Annotated in this window: 9 protein-coding genes and 1 tRNA gene; 6 read left to right on the forward strand and 4 right to left on the reverse strand. The window is 65.0% G+C overall.

Annotated elements, in window-relative coordinates; translation table 11 throughout:
- Nucleotides 1-203: 203 nt before the first annotated feature.
- Nucleotides 204-1076, forward strand: coding sequence for an HDOD domain-containing protein (locus ACZ5AC_RS09655; protein ID WP_464247407.1), 873 nt, complete (start codon nt 204-206; stop codon nt 1074-1076).
- An 80-nt stretch (nt 1077-1156) separates the two neighbouring features.
- Here ACZ5AC_RS09655 and ACZ5AC_RS09660 read toward each other — a convergent pair whose 3' ends face one another.
- Nucleotides 1157-2419: an OmpP1/FadL family transporter gene (locus tag ACZ5AC_RS09660; RefSeq protein WP_464247408.1), complete on the reverse strand. Its 1263-nt coding sequence runs from the start codon at nt 2417-2419 to the stop codon at nt 1157-1159.
- 148 nt (nt 2420-2567) lie between these two features.
- Between ACZ5AC_RS09660 and ACZ5AC_RS09665 the strand changes: the two genes are divergently transcribed.
- The 4 genes from ACZ5AC_RS09665 to ACZ5AC_RS09680 all read left to right on the forward strand — a co-directional run bounded on the left by ACZ5AC_RS09665 (nt 2568) and on the right by ACZ5AC_RS09680 (nt 7586).
- Nucleotides 2568-4199: a PAS domain S-box protein gene (locus ACZ5AC_RS09665; protein ID WP_464247409.1), complete on the forward strand. Its 1632-nt coding sequence runs from the start codon at nt 2568-2570 to the stop codon at nt 4197-4199.
- 101 nt (nt 4200-4300) lie between these two features.
- Complete coding sequence (locus ACZ5AC_RS09670) at nt 4301-5632, forward strand: tetratricopeptide repeat protein (RefSeq protein WP_464247410.1); 1332 nt, start codon at nt 4301-4303, stop codon at nt 5630-5632.
- A 161-nt stretch (nt 5633-5793) separates the two neighbouring features.
- On the forward strand, nt 5794-6645 hold the full coding sequence (gene motA, locus ACZ5AC_RS09675) for a flagellar motor stator protein MotA (RefSeq protein WP_464247411.1): 852 nt from the start codon (nt 5794-5796) through the stop codon (nt 6643-6645).
- Between the two features lie 2 nt (nt 6646-6647).
- On the forward strand, nt 6648-7586 hold the full coding sequence (locus ACZ5AC_RS09680) for a flagellar motor protein MotB (RefSeq protein ID WP_464247412.1): 939 nt from the start codon (nt 6648-6650) through the stop codon (nt 7584-7586).
- A gap of 88 nt (nt 7587-7674) precedes the next feature.
- Here ACZ5AC_RS09680 and ACZ5AC_RS09685 read toward each other — a convergent pair whose 3' ends face one another.
- From ACZ5AC_RS09685 to ACZ5AC_RS09695, 3 genes are all read right to left on the reverse strand, one after another.
- Nucleotides 7675-9072, reverse strand: a complete 1398-nt coding sequence (locus tag ACZ5AC_RS09685) for a DEAD/DEAH box helicase (RefSeq protein ID WP_464247413.1) — start codon at nt 9070-9072, stop codon at nt 7675-7677.
- A 257-nt stretch (nt 9073-9329) separates the two neighbouring features.
- Nucleotides 9330-9405 (reverse strand) — tRNA-Lys (locus ACZ5AC_RS09690).
- Between the two features lie 148 nt (nt 9406-9553).
- Nucleotides 9554-10897: a hypothetical protein gene (locus ACZ5AC_RS09695; RefSeq protein WP_464247414.1), complete on the reverse strand. Its 1344-nt coding sequence runs from the start codon at nt 10895-10897 to the stop codon at nt 9554-9556.
- Nucleotides 10898-11208: 311 nt separating this feature from the next.
- Here ACZ5AC_RS09695 and ACZ5AC_RS09700 point away from each other — a divergent pair, with 311 nt between their 5' ends.
- Nucleotides 11209-12684: a DEAD/DEAH box helicase gene (locus ACZ5AC_RS09700; protein WP_464247415.1), complete on the forward strand. Its 1476-nt coding sequence runs from the start codon at nt 11209-11211 to the stop codon at nt 12682-12684.
- Nucleotides 12685-12763 lie beyond the last annotated feature (79 nt).

The following is a 12763-nucleotide window of genomic DNA, read 5'->3' on the forward strand; positions in this document are numbered from 1 at the left end:
ACTTCAAAGGCGCACGGCGAACAACCACAAGGTTTGCGCTCCACGCCCCACAGCAAATTCGGCGGATTCTCCGCAGTGCCTGCGCAGAGGCAATCGCGTCGAATACGAAACTTGTGCTGTTCATCAGCCCTGGGAGCTTGATGCATGCACACCGAAATTGTATCGTTATCCGGCAAACCTGAACCTGAACCCCGGAAACAGCCATGCATGCGCATTCGGTCAGAAGACTCGCACAGATCGATTTCAACATCCCAGGCATCAAGAACGTCGGGATGGAACTCATGAAGCTCCTGAACGCCGTGGACCCCGACATGGACGCCATCGCCCGCACCATCGAACTCGACCCCGCCCTCTACGGCTCCGTTCTGGCCTGCGCGAACTCCCCCCTCTTCTGCGGCATCTCGGAGATCATCGACCTGCGCGTGGCCATCAACCGGCTGGGCCTGAAGGAAATCCGGCGCATCGTCTTCCACGTGGTTCTGGAGTCCGCCTTCCGCTCAGACAACGCCGACATCAACAAGCTCCTGAGAAACATCTGGGCCCAGAATCTGGCCGTTTCCCTGACCATGCAGCGGCTCATCCCGGAATGCCCGCAGGTCGCGGCCCTGCCCATCGATATGGTGACGCTCATCTACCCCCTGGGGCTCATGCACGTCATCGGCATCCCCGTGCTCATCATCAACAGGTACACGACCTTCGCCAGATTCATCCGCGAAGACATGACCCGCCCCCTCCCCGAGATATATGAGCGGGAGAGGGAGCTGTTCGACGGCTTCGACCACTTCGAGCTCGGCGCGGAACTGGTCAAGCGCTGGGCATTCCCGGACTTCGTCCCGGAGGTGATCGCCACCTACAACCTGCCCGACCCGGCCCTGGACAAGGATGCGCGCATCCTGCACTCCCTGCTGCGGCATGCCCGCCACCTGGCGCAGGAATGGGGATATGCGGCCCTGCCCAGCGCCCCGGAGGGGTACTGGCTCCAAGGCAACGTCTTCGACCTCGGCCACGTAGACCTGCAGAAGCTCGCCGAGGACGTCAAAGACCAGATGGGCAGGATCGTGCAGATGTTTTCCTGATCGCGGATTGTAGATGCAAAAGGCCGCCGCGTCCGATGAGGATGCGACGGCCTTCGTTTTTCCCAGCGCTGGGAGGAAGTCTAGAACCGGTAGGTCAGGCTCAGGCCGGCCATGTGGGCATGGGCGTCCTCACGGGTCAGGTCCACGATGCCATCTTCCGGTCGGGCCTCGTAATCGCGGTCCTTCATCCACAGGTAGCCGTAGGACACGTCCACGGTCCAGGCGTCCTGAAAGGTCCAGCCCGCGCCCAGGGTCACGATCTGGCGGTCGGTGCAGGGCACGGCGAAGTCCTCGTAATCGTCGTTGACCGGGGACTGGTCATAGACGTAGCCGGCGCGCAGGTCCAGGTCGTCCGTCAGGGCGTACTCGGCGCCGAACTGGAAACGCCAGGTGTTGCTCCAGTTCTTGGTGGCCCGGGCCTCGTCCAGGAAGCCGAACAGCGGGTCGTCGTACTCGATGACCAGGGTCTTGTAGGCGCTCCACTTGGTCCAGACGGCGTCGAACTCCAGGCTCAGCCTGTCCACGGGCTTGACCATCACGCCCAGGGTCACGGACTCGGGAATGGGCTCCGTGCCGGACACGCCCGTGTCCTTGAGGCCGACGGCCGACGGCGGGACGAGACCCTTGCGGGTGAAATCCACGTCCCCGTCCACGCTCAGCTGGATCTCGCTGCGCCAGAGCACGCCGAGAGCCAGCCAGTCAAAAGGACGGTAGCGTGCCGAGAGGTTCATGCCGTAGCCCCAGCCGTCGGCGGAGATCTCCTGCAGGATGTCCGTGTCCCGCGTTGCGGGGTTGCGGACGCGGGTGGGGTCGATGGTCGTGTTGTAGCCGAAGTCCAGGTAGGTCATGTCCACGCCCACGGCCAGGGAGAAGGCTTCGGAGAACTTCATGGCCAGGTTGGGGGTGAAGCTCACGGACTTGATGGCCGCGTAGGAGCAACTGTAGCGTCCGGCCCATGTGTCGGCGTCGTCGTAGTCCGTGCCCAGGCCCACGCGCGAGAACATGCCCATGCCGAACCAGTAGTTGTCCGAGAGCTGCCTGGTGTAATACATGGTCGGCAGGGGCCAGACGTGGTCCGCGAAGTCCATGCTTTCAAGGCCTTCCTGATGGACGTCCATGGTCGCCGATGGGGCCACGGCCGTGAAGCCGAGCTGGAACTGGTCACCCGGCAGGTCCGTGATGGCCGCCGGGTTGTAGGCCACGGCCGACGGGTCGGCGTCCCTGGCCACCATCGCCCCGCCCAGGGCGTTGCCCCTGGCGCTCCATTCATAGATTCCGTATCCCGCCGCCCATGCCTGCAAAGGCATGAGCGCCAACGCCAAGCCCACGATCCATCTGCGCATCTCTTCTCTCCCTCTTGTGATTTTCCCGGCCGAAGTTGACAGGGCCCGGGGACTGTAGCAGGCAAAGATAAAACGTCAATGAACCGTATCGCAAAAATTATTCATATTTCATGAATACCCCCCAATCCCGTACATTCCCGGTGAATCCATGAACCGCTCCGACCTCGTCGCGTTCTATGCACCCCGTCTCGAAAGCATGCCGGAACCGGCCCTGGTCATGGACCAGGGCGGCGACGTGCTCTACGCCAACCGCGCCCTGCGGGAAATGGGCAACACTCCGGCCGGCGCACTCGCGCCCGGGGACCTAGCGGAAGAGCTCAGGGCCCTGGTCCGCGACTGGGGGCTTCAAACGCCCGGCGACGGTCTGCCGCCTGTGCGGGAATTCCGGCTGCGCATGGTCCTCCCCGACGGGGCGGGCACGCGGCACGTGAACTGGAAGTGCGCGGCCGTGCCCGCGGCCGACGGCATTGCCGCGGTGGCATGGGGTACCTTCAAATCCACGGGCCCGGGCCGGGAGATGGGCTTCACCGTCCTGCCCAGCGGCATCATCCAGGCAGCAAGCCCCGCCCTGTGCGCCGTCTGCGGCTATTCGCGGGACGAACTGATGGGCCGCCCGGCGCGGCAGTTCTACTACACCGCCGCCTCCCGCCGCCGCATCGTCAACCAGCTGAACGAACGCAGCGAGGTGGAGAACGGCGCCGTGACCCTGCGCCGCAAGGACGGCTCGCCCCTGACCCTGTGGTACAGCGCCGAAGCCATCCGGGACGAGGAAGGACGCATCCGGGCCTACAGCGGCTATTTCCAGGAGCGGCCCTTCCCCTTCTCGTCCAAGCTGGCCAGCGAGTTCACGCGCATCGTCGACGCCCTGCCCGACCTGGCCTGGGTCTGCGGCCGGGACCTGCGCATCGTGGCCGCCAACCAGGCATATCTGCAGGCCTACGGCCGAGCCCGCCACGACGTCATCGACCGGACGGAATACGACTTCCTGGAGCCGCGCCAGGCCCGCTTCCCCATTGAGGCGGCCATCAAGGTCTTCGAGGAGAAGCAGGAGCTCCTCCACCCGGCCGTGCCCCACCTTACGGACCCGAAGGTCTGGTACAGGGTCATCCGCCGGCCCATCTTCGACGACGACCGCCAGGAGGTCATCGGGCTGCTGGGCATCGCCCAGGACATCTCGGCCAAGGTGCTGCAAGAGAACGCCTTCATGGAGCAGCTGCGCGGCGGCGAGGGGGACGTGGTCGTGGTCACCGACGACCAGGGGCGCATCCTGCGCCGCTCGTCCCAGACCCTGAACCCCTCGATCTTCGGGCGGCCCGAGACCTTCGACGCCTACACCCTGGACATGCGGCCCGTGCTGGACCTCCTGCACGCCGAGGACCTGCCCAAGGTCCGCCAGGCCATGCACACCGCCCTGCGTAAACATCGCGAACAGCATCTGGAATGCCGCATCCGCAACCAGGCCGGCGAGTACTCGACGGTTCTGGCCCGCCTCGTCTACAACGACGCATGTTACGGCGAGCCGCGCATGTACGCCGTGGTCCGGGACATCTCCGGCCAGATGGGCCTGCGCACGGCCCCGATGGTCATCGAGCGCCTGCGGCAGGCCTCGGGCGCGCGCACGGACCGGGAACTGGCGTCCTTCCTGAACGTCTCGGCCGCTGCCATCTCCAACGCCCGCAAGAGCGGACGCATCCCGCCGGACTGGCTCATCGACACCGGGCTGCGCACGGGCCGGTCCATCGACTGGCTTGTCTGCGGGACGCCGGCCCGTCCCTGCTGAAGCCGAAAATCCCGCGGCCCTGACCGCACCGGAGCTGTTGTGCTCGGAGAGGGAGATGGATAGTATTGCGCCCTCAACTCTGAACCAGGGAGCGCAACCCCATGAAGCGACTGACGATATTCTGTTTCCTGCTGATTGCCGCAGCCGGCTGCGCGACGCGGCAGGCCCCTTCCACCGCCGCCCAGGACGAATGGCTGGCCCTGAACAGGACCTACATCGAACTCCACGCCCGGGGCGACTTCGATCAGGCTTTGGCCGTAGCCCAGCGCGAGATCGATCTGGCTCAGGGCTTCACGCCCCGCGACAACGCCGACATGGCCACGTCCCTCAACAACCTGGGCGTGGCCTACGCCGCCCTGGGCCGCTACGAAGAAGCCGAGTCCCCGCTGCGCCGGTCTCTGGCCATGCGCGAGAAGGTCCTCGGCCCCGAGCACCCCGAAGTGGCCACCACCCTGGGCAACCTCGGCGAGCTCCTGGTGGCCAGGGACCGGGCCGCCGAGGCCGAAGAGGTCTTCATCCGGGCCCTGAACATCCGCGAGAAGCGGTTCGGCTCCGAGGACAAGGACCTGGCCGAACTCCTGAACAATCTCGGCGAACTCTATTTCCGCAAGAACCTCCTGGGCGAAGCCGAAACCATGCTCCGCAGAGCCCTGACCATCAGGGAGCGCCTCCTCGGGCCCGACGACCCGCAGGTTGCGCGAACCCTCGACAACCTGGCCGGCGTCGAGCTGGCCCGCAGGCGGACCGACCAGGCAAGGCTTCTTCTGGAGCGCTCCCTGGCCATCAAGGAAAGGGCGCTGGGGCCCGGACACCCCTGGCTGGTCAACACCCTGACCAGCCTCGCGGAGGTGCTCGTAGCCCAGAGCGACGCGGCGGGCGCCGAAGCACCGGCACGGCGGGCGGTCGACATCGCCGCCAAGGCATACGGCCCGGACAACGTGCGCACGGCCGTGCCGCTGACCACCCTCGGCAACGTCCTGCGCGCCCAGGACCGCCTGAACGAGGCGCAGGAGGTCTACGAACGCGCCCTGAGCCTTCGTGAAGCCTCCCTGCCGCATGATCACATCGACATCGCCATATCCCTTGGCAACCTGGCCTCCCTGGAGTATGCGCGGGGACGCTTCGCAGAGGCCGACGCCCTGTACGACCGGGCCCTGGGCATCAGCGAAGCGAGCCTCGGCCCGCAGCACCCCGACGTGGCCCAGCTCCTTTTCAACCTCGGCGTGGTCAACCGCCGCCTCGGCAACCTGCAGCGCGCCGAGGGAGCCCTCCTGCGCGCCCTGGAAGTGCGGCAGGCCCTCTTCGGCCCCGAGGACCTTTCCGTGGCCCTGACCCTGGAAAGCCTGGCCATGACCATGACCGACGCGGGCCGGGAGGACGAGGCGGCCAAGTACTCCCAGCGGGCCCAGGCCATACGCTCCAGGTTGCCCTGAGCTTCCGCAGAACGAGCCGAACCCGCGGGCCTGCGCCCGTCATCCGGTGTTAGACGTCACGCTTTTTTTTCGTTAGGTTTTTGCGTCGGACAAGCGACAGCGGGCAGCCCCGCTGAGCGCGATAACGCTACACTTCAAAGAGAGGGGCAGGTCAAACCTCAATGTTCGCGATCATAGGCCTTGTGGTTGTCATGGGATGCGTTGCGGGCGGCTACATCATGGCCCACGGAAATTTCAGCGTTCTGTGGCAGCCCGCGGAATTCGTCATCATTCTCGGTGCTGCCATCGGCACCTTCCTCATCGCGTCGCCCATAAAGGTCATCAAGCTCACGATGAAGGGCTTCGCCAGCGCCTTCAAGGCCAAATCCCCGGGCAAGGACGAATACCTCCAGCTGCTGCGCGCCCTCTACGACCTGCTGACCCTGGCCAAGCACGAGGGCATCATCGCCCTTGAAAGCCACGCCAACAAGCCCAAGGAAAGCAGCATCTTCACGCCCTACCCCTTTGTCGTCAAAAACCACCACGTCCTCGACTTCATCTGCGACAACGTGAAGACCTACGCCATGGCCGGCATGGAGCCCCATGAATTCGAGTCCATCATGGACATCGACATGGATACGCACCACGAGGAGGAGCTGATCGCCGCCGGTTCCATCAGCAAGCTCGCCGACTCCATGCCCGCCCTGGGCATCGTGGCCTGCGTCCTGGGCGTTGTCATCACCATGGGCGCTTTGAACGAACCGCCGGAGGTCCTGGGTGCGCACATCGGCGCGGCCCTCGTCGGCACGTTCTTCGGCATCCTCATGGCCTACGGCTTCGTCGCACCCTTCGCCACCAACGTCGAACACCAGGTCCGCGACCAGCACACGCTCCTCAACGTGGCCAAGACCGCCATCATGTCCTTCGCCCTCGGGTGGGCGCCGGCCCTGGCCCTGGAGGCCGCCCGCCGGGCCGTGCCCAGTTCGGCCCGCCCCACTTTTGAAGAGCTCGAAAGCGCAGTGCGCAAGAAGTAGCCATGGCCGAGAAAAAAGCGGTCATCATCAAGAAGGTCAAGAAAGGCGGACACGGCGGACACCACGGGGGCGCCTGGAAGATCGCCTACGCCGACCTGGTCACGGCCCTGATGGCCTTCTTCCTGCTCATGTGGCTTTTGAACAACGTCAGTGAGGAGAAGAAGGAACAGCTGTCCATCTATTTCAAGGAGTTCTCCGTCTTCGACGGCCCGCCGCCGTCCATGACCATGGGCGCCGGCGGCAAGAGTTCGAGCGACACCGAACGCCTGGTCCCCATCATGATGGAAGGGACCGTGGGCATGTACAGCGAGGGCAAGTCCCAGGAGGAGATCCTCAAGGAGGCCATGGCCAAGGCCATCGAGAAGAAACTGAAGGACTACAAGGACGAGCTCATCGTCGACACCTTCGACAACGGCGTGCGCATCCAGATGCTCTACGGCGAGGGCAACCCCTTCTTCGAGTCGGCCAGTTCCCAGCTGACGGACGACGCGCGCAAGGTGCTCAAGGTCATCGCCGAGACCGTGCGCGACATGCCAAACCAGGTCGCTGTCGAAGGACATACCGACGCCGTGCCCCTGGGCGGCCCGAATTCGCGCTACACCAACTGGGAGCTTTCCACGGACCGCGCGTCCTCCGCCAGACTCATTCTGCAGGAGTTCGGCATAGAGCCCAAGCGCATGGTCCGCGTGGCCGGCTATGCGGCCACGCAGCCGCTGATCCTTGATAACCCCGAGGACCCTCGCAACCGGCGCGTCAGCATCCTTCTCTTCAACGATCCGACGCAGACCCCCGCCGACGTGCAGAACTCCAGCGACCGGGCGCCCGACCCCATGAGGCGGAACCCTCTGCCCCAGGCGCCTGCCAACGAAGGCAGGCAGCTCTTCAAGGTGTCGCCGCTGCAGGACAACACCACGGAAGGTCTGGTTCAGCCCAGGAAATGACCGCAGACCCCGCACCCCGACAAAACTGAAAGCCCCCGGCAGCGATATCGCTGCCGGGGGCTTCTCATTTCAATGGACTGGAATCCGATCAGGCCGCGCCGAGCCCGAAAACTCCGCGGCGCGGAGAGGCGGGACGGGGCTGCGGAGCTGTCCGGCCGGACGCCTCGGGACGATCCGCCGACTGGCGGCGGCCCGAAGCTGCCGGGCGATCGGCCCTGGCTCCGGCGTCGCGCCCGGCAGGTGCCGGCCGGGAGGATCTGCCGGCAGGCGCACCCTGCCGCGCAGATGGAGACGGGTTGCGACGCGGAGCGCGCGGCGGCCTGGGCTCCTCGAAGGAGGAGTCGCTGCCCGCGGCGGAACGGTCGTAGGCGAATCCGTCCAGCTGCACCCGCGGCAACCGTTCGCCCAGGATGCGCTCGATGGCCCGAATCTGGACCTCGTCCTCGGGCGCGACCAGCGTCATGGCCTGGCCGCTTCTGTCGGCGCGGCCGGTCCGCCCGATGCGGTGGGTATAGTTCTCGGCCGTGTCGGGCACGTCGAAGTTGACCACGTGCGTCACGCGGGTGCAGTCGATGCCGCGGGCCGCGATGTCCGTGGCGACCATGATGCGGTAGCGGCCGGCGCGGAAGCCGTCCAGGGCCTCCTGGCGACGGTTCTGGGACAGGTTGCCCTGCAGCGAGGTGGCCGCCATGCCCTTCTGGTCCAGCTTGCGTGCCAGGCTCTTGGCGCGGTGCTTGGTCCGGGTGAAGACGAGCACGCAGTCGTAGTTCTCCGCACCGAGATAGGCTTCGAGCAGGGCCATCTTCTGGGCGGGCTGGACGGGGTAGACGCTGTGGCGGATCTTTTCCGGCGGGGCCGTGTTGGCCACCTGCACCACGGCGGGCTGCACCAGGATCTGGTCGGCGATCTTGCGGATCTCAGGGGGCATGGTGGCGGAAAACAGCAGATTCTGGCGCTTGGCCGGCAGCTTGGCCATGATGCGGCGCAGATCGGGCAGGAAACCCATGTCGAACATGCGGTCGGCTTCGTCCAACACCAGAGCGTCCACGTGGGACAGGTCGATGAGGCCGCGGTTCAGCAGGTCGAGCAGGCGCCCCGGGCAGGCCACCAGGATGCTGGACTGGGAGGCGGCCTTGATCTGGGGCGTCTCGCCCACCCCGCCGAAGACCGCGGCGCTGCGGATGCCCGTCTGCTTGCCGAGGACGATGAACGTCTCGTGAATCTGCAGAGCCAGTTCGCGGGTCGGGGCCAGGACGAGAACGCGCACCGGCCCGCGCTGCGGAACCGAAGCCTCGATCATGCGCTGCAGCAGAGGCAGGGCGAAGGCCGCCGTCTTGCCGGTGCCGGTCTGGGCCAGGCCGAGGACATCCTTGCCGTCGAGGACCGGGGGGATGGCCTGAACCTGAATGGGGGTGGGGGAAACGTAGCCGCAGTCACGAATGCCGACGTGCAGACGCCGGTCGAGGGAAAAAGAGGAAAAATCCACAAAAAATCCTGTGGTTGGAGGAAAATCGACGACTGGCGTGATGAGCAATCGAAGGCCGGGCGTACCGGATGGACGGAATAATCTCCAAGACGAGACGATGACGGGCCGCAGGCGGAAATGATCCGCAGGGCTTCAAGGCGCAAGTCTGCACACGCGAGAGATGTGACCCATAAGCGCACCGGAGGCGAATTGCAAAGAAAATCGCGGCCGGAGAAGAAAAAAAGGCTGCACCGTAACCGATGCAGCCTGATCATTCGTGGTGGGCCAACAAGGAATCGAACCTTGAACCTGCTGATTAAGAGTCAGATGCTCTACCAATTGAGCTATTGGCCCGCGCAAACGGAAGGCCTAAGTAGACAGGAGGGGCAGGATTGTCAAACGAAAAAACGCATCCACCCCAATAAATTTCCTCCGGCCCGCATCCGGCCGGGCGCCGTCGAGTCTGGGCGATTCGACTTCGGCGCTGCGGGTCGATTCCCGGCTACGCGCGCCCCAGCTTGGCCAGCAGGGTGGTCAGCGGAATGTTCTGCTGCAGCGGGTTGCCGGCGATGGCCGTAATGTTGGCGGAGACGGCCGGGTCGTCCTTGCCGAAATCCGGATTGACGCTCAAAATTTCGAGGATGTAGTCGCTCGCCCGCTTGGACGTGTGCTTCTGCTTGATCATTTTCCGGTCCCCGTACGCCGTGTGATGGCAGATGGCGGCGTTGTACAGGGCCGTCGACCAGAACTCGACGTCCATCTTGGCGCCGCGCTTCTCCTCGCGCACGGCCAGGAGAGAATAGATGCCGCACGCACCGTCCGGGTCCCCCAGCTTGTTCATCCGGAAGTAGGCGACTTCGCTCAGGAGCGTCTTGTCCACGTTTCCGTTGCGCAGCAGCAGCGTGGAATACTCCTTGGACATGTCGACGGACTCGTTGTCCACGCATTTGTTCGCGATCTCAAAAATGACGCCCGACGTGCGGTCCTCGGAAGTGATCCTGCGCGCCGCGCTGATGGACTTGGAGAAGTACTCCCTCGCCTCCTCCTCATTGTTCTGCGCAAGGCACAGTTCCCCGATCTTGATGAAATTCGTGTAGTCGAGGGTGTTGATCTGCGCGAACTTCTTGAGCCAGAAAATCTCGCCCCGGGTCCTTTTGGTCGCCGCGCAAAGCTTGGCCAGGCTGGCGTAGGCCTGGAAGCTCAACTGCTCGTCCCTGAAGCCGAGCATGTAGTAGCGCCCGGCATTCCTGTATTCGCCCAGCGCCAGTTGGACGTCACCGCAGTACAGCAGGGATTGGTGGGTATGCTCGTATTCGGCCTCGATTTTCCGGCAGATGGCCTGCGCCCTGGCAAGTTCACCCTTCTCCAGGCACTCGCGGCCGACCTCGACCAGCCGCTCCAGAACCGTCGGCTCGGCGAACACGGAGACGATTCTGGTCTTGAGATCCTTGGGCATGAACGGCTTGACCAGCACGGCCCTGGCCCCGCGGGCGTAGAGCAGGCTGATGAGCCCCTGGTACGCCTTGTCGACGATGGCCACGACCTTGAGGCGCTCACGGTACTGGTCGTAGAGGGTGTCGAGCAGGTGGAAATAGGACGGGCTGTTTTCGTTGTTGAAGTCCATGATCAGCAGCAGTTCCCTGGCCTCCGCCAGGAAGCTCAGGAAATTCTTCTGGACTTTGGGCTCCCTGAAATCATCCGAGGCAACCTGGACCAGGGGAGTCAATCCGAGTTCCGTCGTGATGCCGGTAATGGACTTGCGGATACCCATCTCGCGGCAGAGGATGCATATCCTGCCGTTGTTTCCAAAGAATGTCGCCAGTGTGAAATGGTGCTCCGATGCCATGCAGCCCTCAGAATCGTTTTTTCCTGTGAAACATATTTTCCCCCTCAAGCCAAGCGCAACGAGATCATCCACAACTTCAGACAGATGTCGACGCGATGAGCACGAAACACGCCGCAGGCCGGGCCACCGGCCCGATCGCCCCGCAGATACCGGCCGTGGCCGGCTGCCACGGTGGACACCCGGGCGGTTACCGTCTAGACAATGATCCTGAACGACGTCATGCTTTCGGCCCATGCTTCATGGACATGGGCCATCATCAACCCGATTCGCCCCATACGGAACATACCCAAGAACATTTTCAGGATACCCACATGTCATTCGACCATCTCGGCTTGCGCCCCGAACTGCTCAAGGCCGTCGCCAAAAAGGGCTACGAGGCCCCCACAGAAATCCAGGCCAGGGCCATTCCCGTCATCCTCGGCGGCCGCGACATCCTGGCCCGGGCCCAGACCGGCACCGGCAAGACCGACGCCTTCGCCCTGCCCATCGTCGAAGTGCTGAGCGGCAGCCACGGCAACGGCCACCACCCCCGCGCCCTGGTCCTCACTCCCACCCGCGAACTGGCCCTGCAGGTCGGCGAGAGCATCAAGGCCTACGCCCGGAAGGTCGGCCTGCGCTGCACCGTGGCCTTCGGCGGCGTGCGCATCGAACCGCAGATCGAACGCCTGCAGCGCGGCATCGACATCCTCGTGGCCACGCCGGGCCGCCTGCTGGATCTGGCGGAACAGGGCTTCCTCAACCTGGCGCTCATCGAGTTCCTGGTCTTCGACGAAGCCGACCGCATGCTCGACCTGGGCTTTTCCCGCGAGATCGGCCAGATTCTCGAACTCCTGCCCGAAGACCGCCGGACCATGCTCTTCTCGGCCACCTACTCGCCGCAGATCAGGGCCCTGGCCGCGCGCATGCTGAAGAACCCGGAGAACGTGGAGATCACCCCCGAGGTCATCACGGCCGAGGCCGTGACCCAGAAAATCCATTTCGTGGAGCGCGACAACAAGCTCCCTCTCCTCCTTCACCTCATCGACAGGCAGAAGGAGAACCGCATCCTGGTCTTCGCCCGCACCCGCACCTGGGCCAACCGCCTGACCGACAAGATCGCGGCCCACGGCGTGAACGTCGCGGCCCTGCACGGCAGCAAGAGCCAGTCCCTGCGCAAGCGCACCCTGGAGGAGTTCAAGGCCGGCGAGATCCACGTCCTCGTGGCCACTGACGTGGCGTCCCGCGGCCTGGACATTTCGAACCTCCCGCTGGTGGTCAACTACGACATGCCCGGTTTCCCCGAGGAGTACATCCACCGCATCGGCCGCACGGGCCGGGCCGGGCACAGCGGCGTGGCCGTGTCCCTGGTCTGCCCCGAGGAGCACGACCTACTGGCGGCCATCGAGAAGGCCCTGGGCCGCAAGATCCCGGTGGAGGCGGTCAAGGGGTACACCCAGGACAGCGACATTCCCGACGGCGTGCTCTACCGCCCCGGCAACCCGGTCAGCGAGAAGAAGGCCACCAAGGCCATCAAGGCCCTGGTGGCCGACAGGAAGGGCGCGAAGCTGCCGGTCCGCGGCAAAGGGCCCAAGCCCGCAGGGGACGGCTCCACCCGCAAGAGGTCCGATTCCGGCAAGTCCGGGAAACCCGGCGACACCGCCGGGGGCAAGGTCCGCAGCCCCAAGGCCGGACGCAGCGACGAACGCGGCGGCAAGCCCAGGGCCGGCGGCACAGGCGGTAAACCCGCCCGTCCCGCTTCCCGTCCGGCAAAACCGGCTAAACCAGGCCGCGGCAGGGCGGGGCGCTGACCTGTCCCCCGACACCGCCGCACGCGCTCCGCTGCCGGCCCCCCGCCACGGCCGGCAGCACCCCCGCAACCAGGAGGAA

This window comes from Desulfomicrobium aestuarii (assembly GCF_055385525.1).

What these genes read in the sequence shown, in the direction of transcription:
- ACZ5AC_RS09655 (WP_464247407.1), top strand. Translation starts at nt 204, where the DNA reads ATGCATGCGCATTCGGTCAGAAGACTCGCACAGATCGATTTCAACATC.
- ACZ5AC_RS09660 (WP_464247408.1), bottom strand. Translation starts at nt 2,419, where the DNA reads ATGCGCAGATGGATCGTGGGCTTGGCGTTGGCGCTCATGCCTTTGCAG.
- ACZ5AC_RS09665 (WP_464247409.1), top strand. Translation starts at nt 2,568, where the DNA reads ATGAACCGCTCCGACCTCGTCGCGTTCTATGCACCCCGTCTCGAAAGC.
- ACZ5AC_RS09670 (WP_464247410.1), top strand. Translation starts at nt 4,301, where the DNA reads ATGAAGCGACTGACGATATTCTGTTTCCTGCTGATTGCCGCAGCCGGC.
- motA (WP_464247411.1), top strand. Translation starts at nt 5,794, where the DNA reads ATGTTCGCGATCATAGGCCTTGTGGTTGTCATGGGATGCGTTGCGGGC.
- ACZ5AC_RS09680 (WP_464247412.1), top strand. Translation starts at nt 6,648, where the DNA reads ATGGCCGAGAAAAAAGCGGTCATCATCAAGAAGGTCAAGAAAGGCGGA.
- ACZ5AC_RS09695 (WP_464247414.1), bottom strand. Translation starts at nt 10,897, where the DNA reads ATGGCATCGGAGCACCATTTCACACTGGCGACATTCTTTGGAAACAAC.
- ACZ5AC_RS09700 (WP_464247415.1), top strand. Translation starts at nt 11,209, where the DNA reads ATGTCATTCGACCATCTCGGCTTGCGCCCCGAACTGCTCAAGGCCGTC.